The 21,888-nt window shown below is 72.2% G+C and carries 17 protein-coding genes; 7 read left to right on the top strand and 10 right to left on the bottom strand.

Annotated elements, in window-relative coordinates:
• Nucleotides 1-42 precede the first annotated feature (42 nt).
• On the top strand, nucleotides 43-1,554 hold the full coding sequence (locus tag ACNAVT_RS17805) for a deoxyguanosinetriphosphate triphosphohydrolase family protein (RefSeq protein WP_416297611.1): 1,512 nt from the start codon (nucleotides 43-45) through the stop codon (nucleotides 1,552-1,554).
• 26 nt (nucleotides 1,555-1,580) lie between these two features.
• Here the strand turns inward: ACNAVT_RS17805 and ACNAVT_RS17800 are convergent, their stop codons facing one another.
• The 4 genes from ACNAVT_RS17800 to ACNAVT_RS17785 all read right to left on the bottom strand — a co-directional run bounded on the left by ACNAVT_RS17800 (nucleotide 1,581) and on the right by ACNAVT_RS17785 (nucleotide 6,732).
• Nucleotides 1,581-2,720: an MBL fold metallo-hydrolase gene (locus tag ACNAVT_RS17800; protein ID WP_416297609.1), complete on the bottom strand. Its 1,140-nt coding sequence runs from the start codon at nucleotides 2,718-2,720 to the stop codon at nucleotides 1,581-1,583.
• 586 nt (nucleotides 2,721-3,306) lie between these two features.
• Nucleotides 3,307-4,068: a succinate dehydrogenase/fumarate reductase iron-sulfur subunit gene (locus tag ACNAVT_RS17795; RefSeq protein ID WP_416297607.1), complete on the bottom strand. Its 762-nt coding sequence runs from the start codon at nucleotides 4,066-4,068 to the stop codon at nucleotides 3,307-3,309.
• Entirely contained in the window at nucleotides 4,065-5,999 is a 1,935-nt protein-coding gene (locus ACNAVT_RS17790) for a fumarate reductase/succinate dehydrogenase flavoprotein subunit (protein ID WP_416297605.1), read from the bottom strand. Before ACNAVT_RS17790 ends, ACNAVT_RS17795 begins: the two co-directional genes overlap by 4 nt.
• Nucleotide 6,000: 1 nt before the next feature.
• The gene (locus tag ACNAVT_RS17785; protein ID WP_416297603.1) at nucleotides 6,001-6,732 is read right to left on the bottom strand and encodes a succinate dehydrogenase cytochrome b subunit; all 732 of its coding nucleotides are present in this window, start codon (nucleotides 6,730-6,732) and stop codon (nucleotides 6,001-6,003) included.
• Nucleotides 6,733-6,761: 29 nt separating this feature from the next.
• Here ACNAVT_RS17785 and ACNAVT_RS17780 point away from each other — a divergent pair, with 29 nt between their 5' ends.
• Complete coding sequence (locus tag ACNAVT_RS17780) at nucleotides 6,762-7,700, top strand: LysR family transcriptional regulator (protein ID WP_416297768.1); 939 nt, start codon at nucleotides 6,762-6,764, stop codon at nucleotides 7,698-7,700.
• On the opposite strand, the gene hrpA is transcribed toward ACNAVT_RS17780, so the two are convergent.
• On the bottom strand, nucleotides 7,697-11,734 hold the full coding sequence (hrpA, locus tag ACNAVT_RS17775; protein ID WP_416297602.1) for an ATP-dependent RNA helicase HrpA: 4,038 nt from the start codon (nucleotides 11,732-11,734) through the stop codon (nucleotides 7,697-7,699). The two genes, ACNAVT_RS17780 and hrpA, sit on opposite strands and share 4 nt — an antisense overlap.
• A gap of 182 nt (nucleotides 11,735-11,916) precedes the next feature.
• Between hrpA and ACNAVT_RS17770 the strand changes: the two genes are divergently transcribed.
• Nucleotides 11,917-12,384, top strand: a complete 468-nt coding sequence (locus ACNAVT_RS17770; protein ID WP_416297600.1) for a cytidine deaminase family protein — start codon at nucleotides 11,917-11,919, stop codon at nucleotides 12,382-12,384.
• A 35-nt stretch (nucleotides 12,385-12,419) separates the two neighbouring features.
• On the opposite strand, the gene ACNAVT_RS17765 is transcribed toward ACNAVT_RS17770, so the two are convergent.
• Together ACNAVT_RS17765 and ACNAVT_RS17760 are read right to left on the bottom strand one after the other, a co-directional pair.
• Nucleotides 12,420-12,779, bottom strand: coding sequence for a YciI family protein (locus ACNAVT_RS17765; RefSeq protein WP_416297598.1), 360 nt, complete (start codon nucleotides 12,777-12,779; stop codon nucleotides 12,420-12,422).
• Between the two features lie 37 nt (nucleotides 12,780-12,816).
• On the bottom strand, nucleotides 12,817-13,755 hold the full coding sequence (locus ACNAVT_RS17760) for a MerR family transcriptional regulator (RefSeq protein ID WP_416297596.1): 939 nt from the start codon (nucleotides 13,753-13,755) through the stop codon (nucleotides 12,817-12,819).
• 131 nt (nucleotides 13,756-13,886) lie between these two features.
• Between ACNAVT_RS17760 and ACNAVT_RS17755 the strand changes: the two genes are divergently transcribed.
• Genes ACNAVT_RS17755 through ACNAVT_RS17740 form a run of 4 tightly spaced genes read left to right on the top strand, consistent with a single transcriptional unit; the run spans nucleotide 13,887 to nucleotide 17,828 of the window.
• A complete protein-coding gene (locus tag ACNAVT_RS17755; protein ID WP_416297595.1) occupies nucleotides 13,887-14,933 on the top strand; it encodes a FecCD family ABC transporter permease in 1,047 nt (348 codons plus the stop codon).
• A 55-nt stretch (nucleotides 14,934-14,988) separates the two neighbouring features.
• Entirely contained in the window at nucleotides 14,989-16,029 is a 1,041-nt protein-coding gene (locus ACNAVT_RS17750; RefSeq protein ID WP_416297593.1) for a FecCD family ABC transporter permease, read from the top strand.
• A gap of 5 nt (nucleotides 16,030-16,034) precedes the next feature.
• A complete protein-coding gene (locus ACNAVT_RS17745; RefSeq protein ID WP_416297767.1) occupies nucleotides 16,035-16,850 on the top strand; it encodes an ABC transporter ATP-binding protein in 816 nt (271 codons plus the stop codon).
• A 33-nt stretch (nucleotides 16,851-16,883) separates the two neighbouring features.
• Entirely contained in the window at nucleotides 16,884-17,828 is a 945-nt protein-coding gene (locus ACNAVT_RS17740) for an ABC transporter substrate-binding protein (RefSeq protein WP_416297592.1), read from the top strand.
• A 112-nt stretch (nucleotides 17,829-17,940) separates the two neighbouring features.
• Here the strand turns inward: ACNAVT_RS17740 and ACNAVT_RS17735 are convergent, their stop codons facing one another.
• From ACNAVT_RS17735 to ACNAVT_RS17725, 3 genes are all read right to left on the bottom strand, one after another.
• Nucleotides 17,941-18,294, bottom strand: coding sequence for an endonuclease domain-containing protein (locus ACNAVT_RS17735; protein WP_416297590.1), 354 nt, complete (start codon nucleotides 18,292-18,294; stop codon nucleotides 17,941-17,943).
• A 300-nt stretch (nucleotides 18,295-18,594) separates the two neighbouring features.
• The gene (locus tag ACNAVT_RS17730; RefSeq protein WP_416297588.1) at nucleotides 18,595-19,242 is read right to left on the bottom strand and encodes a hypothetical protein; all 648 of its coding nucleotides are present in this window, start codon (nucleotides 19,240-19,242) and stop codon (nucleotides 18,595-18,597) included.
• 120 nt (nucleotides 19,243-19,362) lie between these two features.
• Complete coding sequence (locus ACNAVT_RS17725; protein ID WP_416297586.1) at nucleotides 19,363-21,867, bottom strand: DEAD/DEAH box helicase; 2,505 nt, start codon at nucleotides 21,865-21,867, stop codon at nucleotides 19,363-19,365.
• Nucleotides 21,868-21,888: the final 21 nt, after the last annotated feature.

Raw genomic sequence — 21,888 nt, 5'->3', positions numbered from 1 at the left:
AGCCGTCGCTGCGACCCGGCCTGCTGCGCTAGCGTGGCGATCATGGAACAACCTGCGGATCCGCGGGGCCGGCGGCACTTCGGTGGCAGCGCCCGGGCGCTCGGCGACCTGGCCGCCAGTCCGTTCCGGGCCGACCGGGACCGGATCGTCGCGTCGCCGTTCTTCGCCCGGCTGAACGGGGTGACCCAGGTGATCAGCCCGGGCGGGTCCGGGCTGCTGGTGCACAACCGGCTCACCCACAGCCTCAAGGTCGCCCAGGTGGCCCGGGCGATCGCCGAGCGGCTCACCGCCGACCCGGCGCACCGCGAGCTGCTGGAGAAGCTGGGCGGCTGCGACCCGGACGTGGTGGAGGCCGCCGCGCTCGCCCACGACCTCGGCCACCCGCCGTTCGGGCACCTGGGGGAGCGGGTGCTGGACCGGCTGGCCCGCCAGCGCCTCGGGCTGCCCGACGGCTTCGAGGGCAACGCTCAGTCGTACCGGATCGTCACCAGCACCGAGATCCGCGGCGCGGCGACCACCGGGCTGGACCTGACCGCGGCGGTCCGGGCGGCGATGCTCAAGTACCCGTGGACCCGCCTGGACCACCCGGACCCGCACCCGCGGCACCTGGACCCGGCGCCGCGCGGCGCGGCCGCCCCGCCGGACGATACGGAGAGCGGGTCGGCGAAGTTCGGCGCGTACCGGACCGAGGTGGACGACCTGCGGCAGGCCCGGGAGCCGTTCGTCGGGCGGATCCCGGACTGGCAGCAGACGCCGGAGGCTTCCGTCATGGACACCGCCGACGACATCGCGTACGCCATCCACGACGTGGAGGACTTCTACCGGGTCGGGGTGCTCCAGCAGGGCGCGGTGGCCGCCGAGCTGATGGCCTGGCAGCGGGAGAGCGGGCACCTCCGCTCGATCACCGAGTCCGCCCTGACCGCGGCCGGCCGGCGGCCCGGCGCGGCCATCGAGCGGCTGCGTCGCCAGCTGCACCGCAAGGACGCCTGGATCGCCGACGACGAGGCGTTCGCCGCCGCCGTGGAACACGTCCGCGAGGAGTTGGTCGAGGGGCTGCTGGCGCTGCCGTTCGACGGCTCGATCGAGGCGGAGCAGTATGTGGCCCGTTTCTCCGCCCGCTGGTCCACCCGGTTCGTCGAGGCGATCACGGTGACCCCGGAGCCGGACATCCGGTCCGGGTACGTGCTGCTGGCCGAGGCGCAGTGGCACGAGGTCCAGGTGCTCAAGTTCGTCCACCACCGGTTCGTGCTGGCCCGCCCGGACCTGGCGCTGCACCAGCGCGGTCAGGCGCGGCTGCTCGGCACCCTGGTCGAGGCGCTCTGGGACTGGCTGCTCGACCCGGAGGAGGAGTCCCGGCTGCCGCGCCGGCTGCACGACCTGGTCGAGCTGGCCGAGGCGGAGCTGCACCCGCGTACGCCGGACCGGATCGGTCGGGCCCGCGGTCGGGCGATCGTCGACTTCGTCGCGCAGCTCACCGACGGTCAGGCGGTGGCCATGCTGGACTCCCTCTCCGGGCGTTCCGGCGCGCTCTGGACCGACGCCTTCGTGCTCTGAGCGACCGGGTTGGGAGGGCCAGCCCGTCAGGCGACGGCCTGCCACCAGCCGTCGACCGGCGGCGGGTCGTCCACCACGACCCGCTCGCCGGGGCGGGGCACCGCCAGCCGGACGTCGCGGGCCTTCGCCTCGGCCCAGAGCCGGTCCACCGGTTCGGACCAGTCGTGCAGGGCCAGGTTGAAGGTGGCCCAGTGCACCGGGATGAAGAGGCCGCCGCGCAGGTCGAGGTGAGCGGCGACCGCCTCCTCCGGGAACATGTGGATGCTCGGCCAGGCCCGGTCGTACGCCCCGATCTGCATCAGCGTGGCGTCGAACGGGCCGTGCTCGGCGCCGATCTCGGCGTAGCCGTCGAAGTAACCGGAGTCGCCGGTGTAGAAGGCCTTCCGGTGTGTGCCGGCCACGACCCAGGAGCTCCACAGGGTGCCGTCGCGGCGCAGCCCGCGGCCGGAGAAGTGCTGGGCGGCGGTGGCGGTGACGGTCAACCCGCCGATCCGGTGGCTCTCCGACCAGTCCAGCTCGATGATCCGCTCCTCCGGTACGCCCCAGCGGTCCAGGTGGGCGCCGACGCCGAGCGGGACGACGAACGGCGCGGACTGGTGGACGAGCAGCCCGCGCACGGTCGCCAGGTCCAGGTGGTCGTAGTGGTCGTGCGAGATGAGGATCGCGTCGACGCGGGGCAGCTCGTCGAGACGTACCGGCGGCTCGTGGATGCGGCGCGGACCGACCAGGGCGGACGGGGAACAGCGGTCGCTCCAGACCGGGTCGACCAGCACCCGGTGCCCCTCGATCTCGATCAGCGCGGAGGCGTGGCCGTACCAGACGATGCCCAGCTCGCGGGTGGTGTCCGTCGGGGCCGGATCGGCCGGTCGCAGCAGCGGGACGGAGCTGCCGGGTCGCCGCTTCTGCTTGCCGAAGAGCAGCTCCTTGAGCAGGTTGCGGCCCGGGTCGGCGACCATCGTCCGGGTGCCCGCCGGATTGTGGAAGGTGCCGTCGCGGAACTGGGCGGAGCGGGCGGCGCGGGCTGCCCGGGCGCCGCTGAGCCGGCCGCCGAGCTGCAGCGGCACGTCCCGGCCCACCCAGGCCACTCCGGCCAGCGCGGCCACGCCGGCCGTCCGCCACAGCCGGCGGCCCAGCGCCCGCTCGACCGCCCGTTCCTCGGTACCCATCGCGTCCCCTCCGTGTCCCCCAGGCCACCATTGCGGTCGGCCAGGCCGCCGCCGAGTAAACGGTAGCCATCCGGACGCCGGTTTGCTTCCGGGCTCAGCCCGGCCGCTCGATCTTGGGGTCCGGTACGTCCCCGACGCGGACGTCACGCTTGCCGTGCCAGATCGGTGCCTTCATGCCTGTTCGTCCCCTCTCCGGTGCCGTCCATAGGGCTGCTACCCGCGAGGAGGGACTTGAACCGGCCGTCGTCCGCAGCCCGGCCGAAACGGTGGGACCACCGGCACTGGCGCGGGAACGGGATGTGTGCGGGACGCTACGAACTTGATGACCCAAACGATTCGCCGCGGCTCGCCCCGGCTCGCCCCGGCTTCCGGCCCGGTCCCCGGGCTCTGCCGGCTCGCTGGGGCTGAATCGCATACGTCATCAAGTTCGTAGCGTCCTGGGGGGAGAGAGAATCATGCCGCTCGCTGCCGGGGTAGCCACAGCCGCCGCAGGCGCGTACCCCGAAAAAGAGGCCGACCGCCGCACCCCCGGTGGTGGGGTGCGGCGGTCGGTGGGATCGGACGGCGGGCGGACCCGCCGCGGGGCTCAGGAGCCCGGGGTGCCGGCGCGCTTGGCCGTCGCCGTGAGGTAGTCCCGGTTGAGCCGGCCGATGGTGTTCAGCGGGATGCCCTTCGGGCAGGCCGCCGCGCACTCGCCGATGTTGGTGCACCCGCCGAAACCGGCCTCGTCGTGCGCGTCCACCATGCCGATGACCCGGGTGTACCGCTCCGGCTGGCCCTGGGGCAGCAGCGAGAGCTGGGTGATCTTGGCGGCGGTGAACAGCATGCCGGAGCCGTTGGGGCAGGCCGCCACGCAGGCGCCGCAGCCGATGCAGGCGGCCGACTCGAAGGCGGCGTCCGCGTCGGACTTCGCCACCGCAGTGGCGTGCGCCTCGGGGGCGCTGCCGGTCGGCGCGGTGATGTAACCGCCGGCCGCGATGATCTTGTCGAAGGCGTTCCGGTTGACCACCAGGTCCTTGACGACCGGGAAGGCCCGGGCGCGCCACGGCTCGATGTCGATCGTGTCGCCGTCGGAGAACTGCCGCATGTGCAGCTGGCACGCGGTGGTGCCGCGCTGCGGTCCGTGCGCATCACCGTTGATCATGAGGCTGCACATGCCGCAGATGCCCTCGCGGCAGTCGTGGTCGAACGCGATCGGCTCCTCACCCTGAAGGATGAGCCGCTCGTTGAGCACGTCGAGCATCTCCAGGAAGGACATGTCCGGGGACACGTCGTCGACCTGGTAGGTCACCATCCGACCCTTGTCCTCAGGGCCGTGCTGGCGCCAGATGCGCAGGGTCAGGTTCACTTGTAGCTCCGCTGCGTGGGGTGGACGTATTCGAACTTCAGGTCTTCCTTGTGCAGCACGGGCTGGCCGGTGCCGGTGTACTCCCAGGCCGCCACGTAGGCGAACCGGTCGTCGTCGCGCTGCGCCTCACCGTCGGGGGTCTGGTGCTCGGCCCGGAAGTGGCCGCCGCAGGACTCCTCCCGGTGCAGGGCGTCGATGCACATGAGCTCGGCCAGCTCGAAGAAGTCGGCCACCCGGCCGGCCTTCTCCAGCGACTGGTTGAGCCCCTCGCCGTCGCCCGGGACGCGGACCCGCTGCCAGAACTGCTCGCGCAGGATGCGGATCTCGTCGATCGCCTTGCGCAGCCCGGCCTCGGAGCGCTCCATGCCGCAGTGCTCCCACATGATCTGGCCCAGTTCCCGGTGGAACGAGTCCACGGTCCGGTCGCCGTTGATGGAGAGCAGCCGCTGGATCCGGTCCTCGACCTCGGCGCGCGCCGCCACCGCGTCGGGGTGGCTCGCGTCGACCTTCTCCAGCGGGCCGGAGGCGAGGTAGTTGGCCAGGGTGTTCGGCAGCACGAAGTAGCCGTCGGCCAGGCCCTGCATCAGCGCCGAGGCGCCGAGGCGGTTCGCGCCGTGGTCGGAGAAGTTGGCCTCACCGATCACGAACAGGCCCGGGATGCTCGACTGGAGGTCGTAGTCGACCCAGAGGCCACCCATCGTGTAGTGCACGGCGGGGTAGATCCGCATCGGGACCTCGTACGGGTCCTCACCGGTGATCCGCTCGTACATCTCGAAGAGGTTGCCGTACTTCGCCTCGATGGCCTTGCGCCCGAGCCGGTTGATCGCGTCGGCGAAGTCCAGGTAGACGCCGAGCCCGGTCGGGCCGACGCCGCGACCCTCGTCGCAGACGTTCTTGGCGGCCCGGGAGGCGATGTCCCGCGGCACCAGGTTGCCGAAGGACGGGTAGATCCGCTCCAGGTAGTAGTCCCGCTCGTCCTCGGGGATGTCCTTCGGGCTGCGGGCGTCGCCCTTGGCCTTCGGCACCCACACCCGGCCGTCGTTGCGCAGCGACTCGCTCATCAGGGTCAGCTTCGACTGATGGTCGCCGGAGACCGGGATGCAGGTCGGGTGGATCTGCGTGTAGCAGGGGTTGGCGAAGTACGCGCCCTTGCGGTGCGCCCGCCAGGAGGCGGTGACGTTGCAGCCCTTGGCGTTGGTGGAGAGGTAGAAGACGTTGCCGTAGCCACCGGAGGCGAGCACGACCGCGTCGGCCATCTCGGTGGTGATCTCACCGGTGACCAGGTCCCGCACCACGATGCCGCGCGCCCGGCCGTCGACGATGACCACTTCGAGCATCTCGTGGCGGGCGTTCATCTCCACGTTGCCCAGCCCGATCTGCCGCTCCAGCGCCTGGTACGCGCCGAGCAGCAGCTGCTGGCCCGTCTGGCCCCGGGCGTAGAAGGTGCGCTGCACCTGCGCGCCGCCGAAGGAGCGGGTGTCCAGCAGGCCGCCGTACTCACGGGCGAACGGGACGCCCTGGGCGACGCACTGGTCGATGATGTTGACCGAGACCTCGGCCAGCCGGTGCACGTTCGACTCCCGGGAGCGGAAGTCGCCGCCCTTCACGGTGTCGTAGAAGAGCCGGTGCACCGAGTCGCCGTCGTTGCGGTAGTTCTTGGCGGCGTTGATGCCACCCTGGGCGGCGATCGAGTGGGCCCGGCGCGGGCTGTCCTGGTAGCAGTAGGACTTGACGTGGTAGCCCTGCTCGGCCAGCGTCGCCGCGGCGGAGCCGCCGGCCAGACCGGTGCCCACCACGATCACGGTCAGCTTCCGGCGGTTGGCCGGGTTGACCAGCTTCGCCTCGAAGCGGCGGCGGTCCCACCGGGCCTCGATGGGGCCGTCCGGGGCCTTGGTGTCGGCGATCGGGTCGCCTTCGGTGTAGAGATCCATGTCAGGACACCAATCCGGTGAGTACGGCGAACGGGACCACCAGGTAGCCGGCGCTGAGCGCGACGGCGAACACCAGGGCGGCCGCCCGGGCCCGGCGCTCGCCCTTCGGGGTCTGCTGGCCGAGGCTGCGGAACGCGCTGGCGGCGCCGTGGCGCAGGTGGAAGCCGAGCATGACGATCGCCAGCGCGTAGAAGAGCGTGACGTACCAGCGTTCCGGCGCGAAGTCGGCGACCACGTTGCCGTACGGGTTGCCCGGGTCGCCCTGCGGGTTCAGGTGACCGGTGGTCAGGTCCAGGATGTGATAGATCACGAAGAGCAGGATGATCACCCCACCCCAGCGCATCGTGCGAGCCGCGTAGTTGACGTGCACCTTCCTGCGGTGGGCGTACGGCACCGGGCGGGCGGCCCGGGAGCGCAGCGCCAGCACGGTGGCGGCCCCGATGTGGCCGAGCACGGCCACGGTCAGCACCGTCCGCTGGATCCACAGGTACCAGGTCGACGGCAGCAGCGGCGTCCCGATGTCGCGCAGCCAGTGCGCGTAGTGGTCGAACGAGGTCTCCCCCGTGAACACCTTCAGGTTGCCGAGCATGTGCGCGATGAGGAACAGCACCAGGAGAATGCCCGTCACCGCCATGACAGCCTTGAGGCCGACGTTGGAGCGGATGGGCGACCGAGTCTTCGTGATTACCACGCGACCGACGCTAGGAGCACTTTGATCAGTCGTCCAATGCATCGTCCCCCTAGTCTTGATAGCCATAAGCTATCCAGATGCAGCTCCATCAGCTCCGGTACTTCGTGGCGGTCGCAGAAGTACGACATTTCACCCAAGCGGCCGACCTGGTCGGCATTACCCAGCCCTCGTTGAGTAAGCAAATTCACGCCCTGGAGACCGACCTCGGAGCCCCGTTGTTCGAGCGGGTAAGGGGCAACATCACCCTCACCGCGGCCGGCGAGGTGCTGCTGCCGTTGGCCAAGCGGATCCTCGCCGACGTCGACACCGCCACCCGGGAGGTGCAGGAGCTGGTGGGGCTGCGCCGCGGTCGGGTCCGCCTCGGCGCCACGCCCAGCCTGGCCACCTCGCTAGCGCCGCAGGTGCTGCGCCGGTTCCGCGACGCCCACCCCACCGTCGACCTGCGGGTCGAGGAGGGCGGCTCCCAGGACCTGGTCCGCGACCTGCTCCGCGGCGACCTCGACCTCGCACTGATCATCATGCCGGCGGCGGGCACCGACCCCGGGCTGCGCACCGACCCGATCCTGCGCGAGAGCCTGGTGGTCGCCTCGGTGGACCCGCTGCCCGGCACTTCCGAAACCGGCGAGCTGGGCATCACCGACCTGCGCGACCAGCCGCTGGTCATGTTCCGCGAGGGCTACGACCTGCGCGACGCCACCCTCCAGGCGTGCCGGGAGGCCGGCTTCGAGCCGACCCTGTCGGTGGACGGCGGGGAGATGGACGCCGTGCTCAGCTTCGTCGAGGCGGGGCTCGGCGCCGCGCTGGTGCCGGGCATCGCGGTGGCCCGGCGGGCCGGCATCCGGGTCACCCGGCTCGCCCGGCCCGGCGTACGCCGGACCATCGCGGTGGCCCGCCGCCGCGACGTGGTGCCCACCCACGCCGGCCGCGAGCTGCGCCGCATCCTGCTGGAGTACGTCCACGACGCCACCGTCGGGAACGAGCTCCCGCCGGGCGTGGAGCCGCTTCCCTAACGCCCCTCGGCCTCGTCCATCGCGCGGTAGATGCGCTGCTCGGAAACCGGGTACGGGGTGCCGAGCGCCTGGGCGAAGACGTTCACCCGCAGCTCCTCGAGCATCCAGCGGATCTGCCGGACCGCCGCCGACTGCCGTCTCGCCGGCGGCAGGGCGGCCAGCATGTCCTGGTACTCCCGCTGCACCACGGCGATCCGGTCCTGCTGCTGCTTGTCCCGCTGCGGGTTGCCGGGCAGCCGGTCCAGCCGGCGCTCGATGGCGGTGAGGTAACGCAGCAGGTCGGGCAGGCGGGCGTACCCGGCCTCGGTGATGAAGCCCTTGTGCACCAGACCGCCGAGCTGGTTGCGGATGTCGGCCAGGGCGGCCACCACGGCCAGGTTCCGCGTCGCGCCGAGCCGCTGCTCCACCGCGTACCCGGCGGCGAGCACCTGGCGGACCCGGCCCATCACCTCGACCACGGTGTCGACCAGGTCGGCCCGGACCTTGTCGCGCAGCGCGGCGAAGCCCTCGGCGTCCCAGGCGGGGCCGCCCGCGTCCGCCGTCAGCTTGTCGATCGCCGCGCCGGCCGCGTCCTCGATCAGGGCCTGCACCCCGCCGTGCGGGTTGCGGCTGAGCGCCAGCTTGGCCTCGTTGGACAGGCGTCCCTGGAGGAACTTCGCCGGGGACGGCACGGTCAGCCGGAGCAGTCGACGGGTACCGGCCCAGTGCGCGGCCTCCTGCTCGGCCGGCGAGTCGAACACCTTCACCCCGACGGTGGTGCCCTCGTCGACCAGGGCCGGGTACGCGGTCACCGCGTATCCGGCGCGGACCTGCTCGATGGTGCGAGGAAGATCGTCGATGCTCCACTCACGAAGGCCCGTCCGGGCGATGTCGGGCGCGGCGGCGGCGACGACCTGGCGTACCTCCTGGCGGAGTTGGCGTTGCAGGGCCGGCAGGTCCTTGCCCTCGGCGACCGGTTTGTCGTCCTCGCCGAGCACCCGGAAGGTGACCCGCAGGTGCGGCGGCAGCTTGCCCAGGTCCCAGGCGTCCGGCGGCACCGTCACCCCGGTCATCCGGCGCAGTTGGCGGGTGAGCGCGTCGAGCAGCGGCTCCTCGCCGGGGGTGATCGCGGCCAGGGCCGCCCGGGCGTAGTCCGGCACCGGGACGAAGTTGCGCCGGACCGCCTTCGGCAGCGACCGGATCAGTGCGATGATGAGCTCCTCGCGCAGCCCGGGCACCTGCCAGTCGAAGCTCTCCGCCGGCACCTGGTTGAGTAGCGGCAGCGGGATGTCCACGGTGACGCCGTCGGTCGTGGTGCCCGGGTCGAAGGTGTAGGTCAGCGGCAGGGTGACCCCTTCGGCCCGCCACTCGTCCGGGTAGTCGGCCTCGTCCACCCCGCCGCGACCGGCGTTGACCAGCAGCTCGCGGGTGAAGGTGAGCAGGTCCGGCCGCTCCGGGCGGGTCTTCTTCCACCACGAGTCGAAATGCCGGCCGGAGACCACCTCGGCCGGGATCCGCTCGTCGTAGAACTGGAAGATCGTCTCGTCGTCGACCAGGATGTCCCGCCGCCGGGCCCGGTTCTCCAGCTCCTCCACCTCGGTGAGCAGCTTCTGGTTGTCCTTCCAGAACTGGTGGTGGGTCTGCCAGTCGCCCTCGACCAGCGCGTGCCGGATGAACAGTTCACGGCTCAGTGCCGGGTCGATCCGCCCGAAGTTGACCTTGCGGGAGGTGACGATCGGGATGCCGTACAGGGTGACCTTCTCGTACGCCATCACCGCGGCCTGCCGCTTCTCCCAGTGCGGCTCGCTGTAGCTGCGCTTGACCAGGTGCTGGGCGAGCGGCTCGACCCACTCGGGCTCGACCCGGCCGGCCACCCGGCCCCACAGCCGGGAGGTCTCCACCAGCTCGGCGGCCATCACCCAGCGCGGCGGCTTCTTGAACAGCGCCGAGCCGGGGAAGATCGCGAACTTCGCGCCGCGCGCCCCCAGGTACTCGTGCTTCTGGGCGTCCTTGAGCCCGACGTGGGAGAGCAGGCCGGGCAGCAGGGACTGGTGCACCTTCGGGGTGTCGATCTCCTCCGGCAGGTCCGCGCCGGCGCCGCGCCGGCCGCCGTCGGCCTCGTCGGTCGCACCGCGCCGGCCCCGCCGCCCGTCGCCCTGCTCGGGGGTACGCAGCACCTGGCGCAGCTGGCTGACGATGTCCTGCCACTCGCGGACCCGCAGGTAGTTGAGGTACTCCGCCTTGCACATCCGGCGGAATGCGCTGGACGACAGGCTCCGCTGCTGCTCGCGCAGGTACCGCCACAGGTTGAGGTACGCGACGAAGTCCGACTCCTTGTCGGCGAACCGGGCGTGCGCCTGGTCGGCCTGGGCCTGCTTGTCGGCGGGGCGTTCGCGCGGGTCCTGGATGGAGAGCGCCGCGGCGATCACGATCACCTCGGTGGCGCAACCGTTCCGCTCGCCCTCGAGCACCATCCGGGCCAGCCGCGGGTCGACGGGAAGCTGGGCCAGCCGCCGGCCCAGCAGGGTGAGCCGGTTCGCCGGGTCGGGCTCGGTCGGGTCGAGCGCGCCGAGCTCGTGCAGCAGGTTGACGCCGTCGGTGATGTTGCGCCGGTCCGGCGGGTCGATGAACGGGAACGCGGCGATATCGCCGAGCCCGATCGAGGTCATCTGCAGGATGACCGAGGCGAGGTTGGTGCGCAGGATCTCCGGATCGGTGAACTCCGGCCGGGAGTCGAAGTCCCGCTCGTCGTAGAGGCGGACGCAGATGCCGTCCGAGGTGCGGCCGCAGCGTCCCTTGCGCTGGTTGGCCGACGCCTGCGACACCGGCTCGATCGGCAGCCGTTGCACCTTGAGCCGGCTGGAGTAGCGGGAGATCCGGGCGGTGCCCGGGTCCACCACGTACTTGATGCCGGGGACGGTCAGCGAGGTCTCCGCGACGTTGGTGGCGAGCACCACCCGGCGCCTGGTGTGCGGGGCGAAGACCCGGTGCTGCTCGGCGGTGGACAGCCGCGCGTACAGCGGGAGGATCTCGCTGCCCAGCAGCGACCGCTTCTTCTCCACCAGCTTGCCGAGCGCCTCGGCGGTGTCCCGGATCTCCCGCTCGCCGCTGAGGAAGACCAGGATGTCGCCGGGCCCCTCGGCGGCCAGTTCCTCGACCGCGTCGCCGATGGCCTGGATCTGGTCGCGGACGTTCTCGTCGTCGGCCTCGTCCTCCTCCTCGGCCTCGGTCACCTCGACCAGCGGTCGGTACCGCACCTCCACCGGGTACGTCCGCCCCGACACCTCGACGATCGGGGCGGGGTTGCCCTCGGCGTCGGCGAAGTGCCGGGCGAACCGGTCGGTCTCGATGGTCGCCGAGGTGATGACCACCTTGAGGTCGGGGCGACGGGGGAGGAGCTGCCTGAGGTAGCCGAGGATGAAGTCGATGTTGAGGCTGCGCTCGTGCGCCTCGTCGATGATCAGCGTGTCGTACTGGCGCAGCATGCGGTCGGTCTGCAACTCGGCCAGCAGGATGCCGTCGGTCATCAGCTTGACCAGGCTCCGCTCGCTGACCTGGTCGGTGAAGCGCACCTTGTAGCCGACCACGTCGCCCAGCTCGGTGCCGAGCTCCTCGGCGATCCGGTCCGCCACCGTCCGCGCGGCGAGCCGGCGGGGCTGGGTGTGCCCGATCAGCCCGTGCACGCCCCGACCCAGCTCCAGGCAGATCTTGGGCAGCTGGGTGGTCTTGCCGGAGCCGGTCTCACCCGCCACGATCACCACCTGGTGGTCGCGGATCGCGGCGGCGATGTCGTCCCTGCGCTCGCTGACGGGCAGCTGCGCCGGATACGTGATCGCCGGCACGGCGGCTCGCCGGCTCGCCAGCCGGGCCTCGGCCCGGGCCACCTCGGCCGCGATCTCGGCCAGCGCCGCCTCGCGCCGCTGCGGATCGCGCAGCTTCCGGACCCCGTCCAGCCGCCGCTGGAGCCGGCGCTGGTCGCGGAACATCAGGGGGGAGAGACGGCGGTGCAGGTCGCGGGCGGTCTCGGGCGCGGCGGGTGCGGCTGGATTCTGCATGTCGTCGCCAAGGATAGGCAGGCGTGCGCCGGAGCGCTCCCGGGTTACCGACCGGCCGTGGGCCGGCCGGACCGGCCAGGTGGGAGCGGGGGACCGCACCACCTTCCGCGCGTGCCGCCCCGGGCCTGGACCCCTTGCCCGACTAGAGTGGCCGCCGACGTCGACGACGGGAGGGGATGATCATGCGGGACACCGACCGGGCGCTGGTGCAGGCCGCCACGGCCGTCGCCAAGCTGCGCTGTCGCGGCGAAAACCACACCGTCGCCGCCGCCGCGCGGACCACCGACGGTCGGGTGTTCACCGGCGTGAACGTCTACCACTTCACCGGGGGGCCGTGCGCCGAGGTGGTGACGATCGGGGCCGCCGCCACCCAGGGCGCCGGGGACCTGGAGACCATCGTCGCGGTGGGGGACCGGGGCCGGGGTGTCATCCCGCCGTGCGGCCGCTGCCGTCAGGTGCTGCTCGACTACTTCCCGTCGATCAAGGTGATCGTCGGCCCGATGGACGCGCTGCGCGCGGTCCCGGTGGCCGACCTGCTGCCCGAGACGTACGTCTGGGCGGACCACCAGGTGGCCGTGCCGGCCTTACCGCGCACCGGGGTGTGGCCGATGCCGGTGGTGCCGGGCAGCCGCCCTGCCGCGGAGGACTGAGTCGGCTTTCCCGGCGGCGACCGCCAGGGGCCTGGTCAGTCCCCGGTGGCGGCCTCCAGCATGGAGGTCGGCACCGGCACCTGCTCGAACCGGAGGACGCCCTCCGGCACCATCCAGCTCATCACCCGGGCGACCAGCCGCCCGGCCCGGACGGCGGGATCGTTGGCGTAGAGCTCGCGGGCCATCTGCGGGTCCACCGAGAGCACGGCGAAGCCGCGGATCCGCTCGTCGTCGCCGCCGAGGAACGGGCCGGCGGCGAGCACGGCACCCTGCTCCACCAGCCCGGCCTGGTGGGCCAGGTGTGTGTCCTGCAGCCGGTCGGCGACGTCCCTGGGCAACTCGGGCGGGTCGTCGGGACGGACCAGGAGGACCACGGTGTGCTGGTCGAATCGCATGCTCCCAGGGTAGGGGTGCAAACCGGCAGAAAAGGGACTACGCCGAGGTCCGGGCCCGCAGGGCGCGGATCGACCAGTCGAGGACCGGGGTCAGGCTTTCCGTCGTCGGCCAGCCGTTGATCACCGAGAGCAGGTGCAGGTACCGCTCCCGGCGGGGGTCGTTCGCGGACTCCAGCCGGAGTAGCAGCCACCGCCGGAGGTCGGCGTCGTCCGGGCGGCCGCAGAGCTGCGCGTACCGCGCCAGCGCCGTCCCGATGACCGGATCGGCCCGAGGTGAGACCGGGTCGATGCCGGCGGCCAGGGCCGGCCCGACCTGGTCGCGGACCACCGCCACCGCGTCCCGTCGGACGCCCGGGATGTTGCCCTGGGCGCGGTCGGCCGCATGCTGCTCCGCCATCCGCCGCATGCCGGCGCGAAAGTCCGGGTCCTGGGACAGTTCGGCGAGCTCCACCCACGCCTCGACCTGTTCGGCTTCGGGGTGGTCAGGCAGTTCGGGGGTCAGGGAACGCCTGACCCCCGCGAACTCGGGATTGGCCGACAGGCCGGCGAAGGCGGCGTCGAGGAATTCGTCGATCAGGCGCCGGCGCTCGTCGTCGGAGAGCCTGGCCAGCTTGTGCATGAGCTCCATCTCCTCGGGTGTGGATCCGCGTCGGGCCACCGCCGCCAGCACCGCGCGCCGCAGGCGCAGCACGCGGATCTGTGCCGCCAGTGCTTGGGCGTGCGCCGCGGCGACCTCGGGAAGCGAGACCTCCCGGTCCACGACCCGGCGGATCGTGGGCAGGTCCAGCCCGAGGTCGCGCAGCGTCCGTACGAGGTCCAGGCGGGCGACGGCGTCCAGCCCGTAGCGGCGGTGGCCGGTCGGGCCCCGGTCGGTCGGCGGCACGATCCCGCGGTCGGAGTAGAACCGGATGGTCTTGACCGTCAGCCCGGTCCGGCGGGCCAGGTCGCCGATCGAGTAGAGCGTCTCGCCGTTCATGTCCCTCACCCTCCCGCCTCCCCCTGCTGGAGGCGCAACTCTTCGCCTCAAGATCGATGATCCCGAGTTAGGTATGCCTAACCTTCTCCGCTAAGGTAAGGCGAACCTAAGCCGATAGGGACGGGAGACCCGTGACCACCGTCGCCGTCCGGCCCGAGCGGGCCGGCACCCCGAGCCGCCGAGGCGTCGGCCGCCGCCTCGCGGTCGCCCTGGCGGCGGCGCTGCTGCTCATCGTCGCGCTGCTGGCCAGCCTGGCGCTCGGCAGCCGTCCGCTTCCGGTCGACCAGGTGTGGGCCGCGCTCACCGCCCCGGACGGCGGGGAGGCCAGCACGATCGTGCGGGAACTGCGGCTGCCGCGTACCGCCCTGGGGCTGGTCGTCGGGCTCGCCCTCGCCCTCGCCGGAGTGCTCTTCCAGGCCGTGACCCGCAACCCCCTCGCCGAGCCGCGCATCCTCGGCATCAGCGCCGGCGCGTCCTTCGGCGTGGTGCTGGCCATCGCCGTCTTCGGCGTCGGCACCCTCACCGGGTACGTCTGGTTCGGCGTCGCCGGCGCGCTCCTCGCCGGCCTGCTGGTCTTCGCCGTCGCCAACCACACCCGCGACGGCGCCAGCCCGGTCACCCTCGCGCTGGTCGGCGCGGCCGTCGACGCCAGTCTCGCCGCCGTGGTGTACGCGCTGCTCAGCATCGACGCCCGCACCTTCGAGGAGTACCGCTTCTGGGTGGTCGGCGGCCTCACCGGCCGGGACGCCGGCGTCGCCGGGCAGGTACTCCCGTTCGTCCTCGCCGGGACCGTGCTGGCGGCCCTGGTCGCCCGGGGACTCGACGCGCTCGCCCTCGGCGACGACGTGGCCCGCGGCCTGGGCCACCGGATCGCCCTGGTACGCCTCGGCGCCGGCGCCGCCGGCGTGCTGCTCACCGGTGCCGCGGTCGCGGCGGCCGGGCCGATCGCGTTCGTCGGGCTGGCGGTGCCCCATCTGGCCCGGGCCCTGGTCGGCGCCGACCACCGGTGGACCCTGCTGGTCGCCGGGCTGCTCGGGCCGGCCCTGCTGCTCGCCGCCGACATCGCCGGCCGGCTCGTCGCCCCGCCCGGCGAGATCCCGGCCGGCATCGTCACCGCGTTGATCGGCGCCCCGCTGCTCGCCTTCCTGGTCCGCCGCGCCCAGGTGGTGACCGCGTGAGCGCGAGGAGTGAGCCGGTTTTGCGAGCCCCGCAGTCGCGAACAGAGGAGACACCGTGAGCGCGCCGCCCATCGCCCTGCCCGGGCGGTCGCTGCTGCGGGTCGGGCCGGTGGCCGTGCAGGTCCGCCGCCGCCCGGTGCTCGTCGCCGTCATCCTGTTCCTGCTGCTCGCCGCCGCCGTCGTGCTCAGCCTCTCGCTCGGCACCCCGTACGTCGCCCCGATCGACGTGCTGCGCGCCCTCTCCGGGGCCGGCACCCCGTACGACCTCGTGGTGCTCGACCTGCGACTGCCCCGCGCGGTGCTCGCGGCGCTGGCCGGGGCGGCGTTCGGGATGGCCGGCACGCTGATCCAGAGCGTGGCCCGCAACCCGCTCGCCAGCCCCGACGTCATCGGCGTCACCCAGGGCGCCGGGCTGGCCGCGACGGTGGCCCTCACCAGCGGCGCCGCCGCGATCCTGGTGGCGCCGGCCGCGCTGCTGGGCGGCCTGGTCGCGGCGGCCCTGGTGTTCGCCCTCGGGGCCCGGCACGGCCTGGCGGCGCAACGCTTCGTCCTCGCCGGGGTGGCGGTGGCGTTCGCGTTCCGCGCGCTGACCGAGGTGGTCATGCTCACCGCCGACCCGATCGACGGGCTGCGCGCCCAGCTCTGGCTGATCGGCACCCTGGCCGGCAAGGGCTGGACCGAGGCGACCTGGATCGGGGTCACCCTCGCGGTGCTGCTGCCCGTGCTGGCCTGGGCCGGTTGGGCACTGCACAGCACCGCCCTGGACGACGACACCGCCCGGGGCATCGGGCTGCGTCCGGTGGCCCGGCGGATCGGGCTGGCCGCCACCGGTGTGCTGGTCGCCGCCACCGTCACCGCCCAGGTCGGCGCGGTGGACTTCGTCGCCCTGGTCGCGCCGCAGGTGGCTCGCCGGCTGGTCCGGGCGGAACGGCCACCGCTGCTCTGCGCCGCGCTGCTCGGGGCGCTGCTGCTGGTGCTGGCCGACCTCGCCGGTCGCCGACTGTTCGCGCCCACCCAGCTTCCCGCCGGTGTGCTCACCGCTGCCATCGGCGGGCCGTACCTGCTGTTCCTGCTGCTCAGAGGGAGGCGGTCGTGACCGCGATGCTGTCCACCCGCGACCTGGTCGTCGGCTACGACGGCCGGACCGTCCTGGACGGGCTGGATCTCGACCTGCCCGCCGACGCGTTCACCGTCATCGTCGGCCCGAACGCCTGCGGCAAGTCCACCCTGCTGCGCACCATGGCCCGGCTGCTTCCGCCGCGGCGCGGCAGCGTGCTGCTCGACGGCGCGGTGATCCGGGACCTGCCCACCCGGGAGGTGGCCCGGCGCCTCGGCGTACTGCCGCAGAGCCCGCTCGTGCCCGAGGGGATCACCGTCGCGGACCTGGTCGGGCGGGGGCGGCAGCCGTACCAGCGCTGGTGGCGGCAGTGGTCGACGGAGGACAGCCGGGCCGTCGAGCGGGCGATGGCGCTGGCCGACGTCGCCGGGCTCGCCGACCGGCCGGTGGACACCCTCTCCGGCGGGCAGCGGCAGCGGGTCTGGATCGCGATGACCCTCGCCCAGGACACCGAGGCGCTGCTGCTGGACGAGCCGACCACGTTTCTCGATCTCGCTCACCAGGTGGAGGTCCTGGACCTGCTGCACCGGCTGCGCGTCGAGCGCGGTCGGACCGTGGTCGCCGTGCTGCACGACCTCAACCAGGCCGCCCGGTACGCCGACCACCTGGTCGCCATGCGGGCCGGCGCGGTGGTCGCGGCCGGCCCCCCGCGCGAGATCCTCACCGCTGACCTGGTCCGGGAGGTCTTCGGGCTCGACTGCGTGGTCGTGCCCTGCCCCGTCACCGGCGCCCCGCTGGTGGTGCCCGCCCTCACCCAAGCCGCCGCCATACCGGCCGGCTCCTCTGTCGGCGACGCCTGAGCGCGCCGACTCGTACCGCAAGAAAGGACCCTGATGCGTCGTCTCGCCGCCGCCCTCACCGCGGCCCTCGCCCTCGGTGTCGGCCTCACCGCCTGTGGGAAGAGCGACCCCGCCCCCGGCACGGCCACCGGGGAGACCCGGGAGATCACCCACGCGATGGGCACCACCAAGGTTCCGGCCGAGCCGAAGCGCGTGGTGGTGCTCGACACCGACAAGATCGACACGGCCCTCTCACTGGGGGTCACGCCGGTCGGCGCGGCGACTGCCGGTGAGGCGAAGAGCTGGCCCACCTACTTCGGGGCGGACAAGCTCGCCGGGATCACGGAGGTCGGCGTGCTCACCGAGCCCGACCTGGAGGCGATCAACGCGCTCAAGCCCGACCTCATCCTCGGCAGCAAGTTCCGCCAGGAGAAGTTCTACGACGAGCTGTCCGCGATCGCGCCGACCGTCTTCACCGAGCAGGTGGGCGTCACCTGGAAGGAGAATTTCCTCCTCGACGGCCAGGCCCTCGGCAAGGAGCAGCAGGCGAAGGACCTGCTGGCCACCTACGAGAAGCGGGCCAAGGAGTTCGGCGCGAAGATCGGCGACGCCGCGTCCCGGGAGATCTCCATCGTCCGCTTCATGCCGGGCAACATCCGGGTGTACGGCCCGGACTCGTTCTCCGGCATCGTCGTCGGCGACACCGGGCTGGGCCGCCCGGAGCGGCAGCGCCTCGACGGCAAGAAGGAGAAGCGCTTCGACATGGTCAGCCACGAGCGGGTCAACGAGGTCGACGGCGACGTCATCTTCGTGACCGCGTACGGCGAGCAGGCCGCCGCTGAGCAGGCGAAGGTTACGACGGGGAGCCTCTGGCAGGGCCTGTCCGCGGTCAAGGCCGGCAAGGCCCACGTCGTCTCCGACGAGACGTGGATGACCGGCATCGGCGTCACCGCCGCCAACAAGATCCTCGACGACCTGGAAAAGCACCTCTCCGCCTGACCCACCAATCTCCGCTCAAGATCCGCGCAGCTTCGGGGAAGATGCTGCCTCGCCTCGGAAAGAGGCGGCAGGATCCCTGAAGTTGCGCGGATCTTGCCGCTTTGAGCGCGCATCAGCGGGCGCGGGAGCGGATGGCTTGGCGGACCTCCACGAGGAAGCCGGGGAAGTCTTCCTTGAAGCGTTTCGCCGTCAGGCGGAGGACGATCCAGTCCGCACCGACAAGTTGGTTGAGGCGCTGGCGGTCGCGGTGGAACTGGTCCGGATCGTGATGCCAGAGGCCGTCGTACTCGACGGCGATCTTCCATGCCGGCCACGCGAGGTCCAGCCGGGCGACGAATCGGCCGTCGCGCTCCAGCACGTACTGGGTGACAGGTGCCGGAAGGCCGGCCAGGACCAGTCGGACCCGTAGCCGGGACTCCTGCGGCGATTCCGCTCCAGCGTCGGCCAGGCTGGCGACTCGCCGCATGCGTTTCCACCCACGTGCCCCGAGCCGCGCGTGGGCGAGTTCCCGGAGCTTGTCGGCGGTGACGAGGTGTTGCCGTAGCAGCCCGTCGACAACCGCGCCCCTGCAACTGGACCGGTCGCCGAGGAGGAACGGGCATCCACCCACCCTGGCCGACCGCCGCACCCGCCACCATCCCCTGTGGATAACCCCGACGTCACCCGAGGCAACGCCAGATCCGCTCAACTTCAGGGCACCTGCTGCCTCCTGGCCGGTTGAGGCAGCAGGCTCCCCGAAGTTGCGCGGATCTTGAAATGGGGTGGGTCAGGCGGCGGTGGACCAGATGGCGCGGAAGGCGGCGGCTTCGCCGGCGAGCCACTGTTCGAGTTGGTCGGGGCGGGCCGTGGCGGGCATGCGGTGGGCCTCGCCGCGCCGGACGTCGACCAGGACCGGCTCGGCGTGTGGGAGGACCGCGTCCATGTGCCGGGCCATCAGGTGCAGCGTCGCCAGGGCGGCCTCCTCGCTGGGCGGAGCCTCGTCGAAGTGCAGGCGGATCGCCTCGGCGTGGCCGTCGGCGTATCGGACGCCGAAGTGCGGGTTGATCTTGACAGGCAGGTCGCCCAGCATGGCCAGGGCGTCGCGGGTCTGGGCCAGGTCGACGCCGGACGGCTCGCCGAGGGAATGCAGCCAGGTGGTCGCGCCGGGCACGAGGGCCTCGTAGAGCGGGCGCCAGCGGGGCTTGACCAGGTCGGCGACCTGGGCCAGGTGGGTGCCGCCGGTGTGGAAGGCGACGTCGGCCTTGAGCGCCTTGACGAACTGACCGTGCGGGTTGAAGCCGGACCGGCTAGCCCGCTGCTTGCGCAGGCCCCCGACGAAGGTGGCCTTGGTGGGCCCGGTGCGGTCCACGTACCGGGTGAAGCCGAGGAGGGTTGCGTAGGGGGTGAGCGGGGCGGTGGAGGTGGGCGCAGTCACGAGCATCCTCCCAGGTCAGCAGCTCGATTAGTACATACATTCTAATCGACGGGGCTGACATCGCCCAGGGAACGAAAAGGGCCGCCCGGACATCCCGGGCGGCCCTTCCGGCGACAGGTTCTACAGCTGTCCGACGGCGGTGATCCGTACGACCGCGGCACCCACCTCGTCGGACGCCGCGAGGTCCACCTCGGCGCTGATGCCCCAGTCGTGGTCGCCCTCGGGGTCGTCGAGGATCTGGCGTACGGTCCACCGCTCCCGGCCCTGCTCGATCATGAGCAGTGCCGGCCCGCGCGCGTCGGGTCCGACCCCGATCCCGTCGTACGCCTCGAAGTACGGCTCCAGCGCGTCCGCCCACGCGTCCGCGTCCCAGCCCGAGGAGGCGTCGAGTTCGCCCAGCTCGTCCCAGCGGCGCAGGGCGGCCAGCTCGACCCGGCGGAACAGGGCGTTGCGGACCAGCACCCGGAACGCCCGGGCGTTCCGGGTGACCGCCGGCGGCCGGTCGTCCAGCGACGCGGCGACCTGCTCGACGTCGGACGGGTTGCGCAGCCGCTCCCACTCGTCGATGAGGCTGGAGTCGACCTGGCGGACCAGCTCGCCCAGCCATTCGATGAGGTCGACCAGTTCCTCGGTCTTGGCGTCCTCGGGGACCGTCTGCCGCAGCGTCTTGTACGCGTCGGCGAGGTACCGCAGCACCAGCCCCTCCGACCGGGACAGGCCGTAGAACTGCACGTACTCCGGGAAGGTCATGGCCCGCTCGTACATGTCGCGGACGACCGACTTGGGGGAGAGCTGGTGGTCGGCGACCCACGGGTGGCCCTGCCGGTACATCTCGTACGCGTTCTCCAGCAGCTCCGCGAGGGGCTTGGGCCAGGTCACCTCGTCGAGCAGCTCCAGGCGGGCCTCGTACTCGATGCCTTCGGCCTTCATCGCGGCGACCGCCTCGCCGCGCGCCTTGAACTGCTGCGCGGAGAGCACCTGGCGCGGGTCGTCCAGGATCGACTCGATCACCGACAGCGCGTCGAGGGCGTACGACGGGGACTCCCGGTCGAGCAGCTCGATGGCGGCCAGGGCGAGCGGCGACAGCGGCTGGTTGAGCGCGAAGTCGAGTTGGAGGTCGACGGTGAGCCGGACGCGGCGACCCTGCTCGTCCGGCTCCGGCAGCTCCTCGACCACCCCGCCGGCCCGCAGCGCCCGGTAGATGGCGATGGCCCGACGGATGTGCCGCCGCTGGGCGGCCCGGTCCTCGTGGTTGTCGGTGAGCAGGTGGCGCATCGAGGCGAACGCGTCGCCGGGCCGGCCGATGACGTTGAGCAGCATCGAGTGGCTGACCTGGAAGCTGGAGGTCAACGGTTCCGGCTCGGCCTCGACGAGGCGCTGGAACGTCGGCTCGCCCCAGCCGATCGAGCCCTCCGGCGGCTTCTTCCGCACGACCTTGCGGCGCTTCTTCGGGTCGTCGCCGGCCTTGGCCAGGGCCTTCTCGTTCTCGATGACGTGCTCGGGGGCCTGCACCACCACCCGGCCGAGGGTGTCGAAGCCGGCCCGCCCGGCCCGGCCGGCGATCTGGTGGAACTCGCGGGCCTTGAGCAGCCGGGTCCGGGTCCCGTCGTACTTGCTCAGGCCGGTGAAGAGCACGGTGCGGATCGGCACGTTGATGCCGACGCCGAGCGTGTCGGTGCCGCAGATGACCTTGAGCAGCCCGGCCTGGGCCAGGGTCTCCACCAGGCGGCGGTACTTCGGCAGCATGCCGGCGTGGTGCACGCCGATGCCGTGGCGGACCAGCCTCGACAGGGTCTTGCCGAAGCCGGAGGTGAACCGGAAGTTGCCGATCGCCTGGGCGATCATGTCCTTCTCGGCCCGGGTGCAGACGTTGACGCTCATCAGCGCCTGGGCGCGTTCCAGCGCGGCGGCCTGGGTGAAGTGCACCACGTACACCGGGGCCTGCTTGGTCTCCAGCAGTTCCTCCAGGGTCTCGTGCAGCGGGGTCATCGCGTACGAGAAGAGGAGCGGGACCGGCCGCTCTGCCGAGCGGACGACGGCGGTCGGCCGGCCGGTGCGCCGGGCCAGGTCGTCGACGAACCGGGTGGTGTCGCCGAGCGTGGCGGACATCAGGACGAACTGAGCCTGCGGCAGCTCGATCAGCGGCACCTGCCAGGCCCAGCCCCGGTCCGGCTCGGCGTAGAAGTGGAACTCGTCCATGATCACCTGACCGACGTCGGCCCGGGTGCCCTCGCGCAGCGCGAGGTTGGCCAGGATCTCCGCCGTGCAGCAGATGATCGGGGCGTCGGCGTTGACGCTGGCGTCGCCGGTGAGCATGCCGACGTTCTCCGCGCCGAAGACCTCGCAGAGCGCGAAGAACTTCTCCGACACGAGGGCCTTGATCGGCGCGGTGTAGAAGGTGGTGCGGTCGTCGGCCAGGGCCGCGAAGTGCGCCGCGATCGCGACCAGGCTCTTGCCGGACCCGGTCGGCGTGTTCATGATCACGTTCGCCCCGGAGACGATCTCGATGACCGCCTCCTCCTGGTGGGGATAGAGGTCGAGGCCGCGCTCCTTCGCCCAGCCGGCGAACGCGTCGAAGAGGGTGTCGGGGTCGGCGCTTGCGGGCAGCGCGGCGGTGAGCGTCATAGCGCGTCCATGGTGCCTGGA

Origin of the sequence: Micromonospora sp. SL4-19 (assembly GCF_047921475.1) — a bacterium.
GTDB lineage: Bacteria > Actinomycetota > Actinomycetes > Mycobacteriales > Micromonosporaceae > Micromonospora.
The sequence above is the reverse complement of the archived record's forward strand: the minus strand, read 5'-3'. Positions and strand labels throughout refer to the sequence as shown.

Coding starts and splice junctions, on each gene's coding strand:
- ACNAVT_RS17805 (WP_416297611.1), top strand. CDS start 43: ATGGAACAACCTGCGGATCCGCGGGGCCGGCGGCACTTCGGTGGCAGC.
- ACNAVT_RS17725 (WP_416297586.1), bottom strand. CDS start 21,867: ATGACGCTCACCGCCGCGCTGCCCGCAAGCGCCGACCCCGACACCCTC.
- ACNAVT_RS17745 (WP_416297767.1), top strand. CDS start 16,035: ATGCTGTCCACCCGCGACCTGGTCGTCGGCTACGACGGCCGGACCGTC.
- ACNAVT_RS17790 (WP_416297605.1), bottom strand. CDS start 5,999: ATGGATCTCTACACCGAAGGCGACCCGATCGCCGACACCAAGGCCCCG.
- ACNAVT_RS17740 (WP_416297592.1), top strand. CDS start 16,884: ATGCGTCGTCTCGCCGCCGCCCTCACCGCGGCCCTCGCCCTCGGTGTC.
- ACNAVT_RS17765 (WP_416297598.1), bottom strand. CDS start 12,779: ATGCGATTCGACCAGCACACCGTGGTCCTCCTGGTCCGTCCCGACGAC.
- ACNAVT_RS17785 (WP_416297603.1), bottom strand. CDS start 6,732: ATGCATTGGACGACTGATCAAAGTGCTCCTAGCGTCGGTCGCGTGGTA.
- ACNAVT_RS17770 (WP_416297600.1), top strand. CDS start 11,917: ATGCGGGACACCGACCGGGCGCTGGTGCAGGCCGCCACGGCCGTCGCC.
- ACNAVT_RS17800 (WP_416297609.1), bottom strand. CDS start 2,720: ATGGGTACCGAGGAACGGGCGGTCGAGCGGGCGCTGGGCCGCCGGCTG.
- ACNAVT_RS17735 (WP_416297590.1), bottom strand. CDS start 18,294: ATGCGGCGAGTCGCCAGCCTGGCCGACGCTGGAGCGGAATCGCCGCAG.
- hrpA (WP_416297602.1), bottom strand. CDS start 11,734: ATGCAGAATCCAGCCGCACCCGCCGCGCCCGAGACCGCCCGCGACCTG.
- ACNAVT_RS17760 (WP_416297596.1), bottom strand. CDS start 13,755: ATGAACGGCGAGACGCTCTACTCGATCGGCGACCTGGCCCGCCGGACC.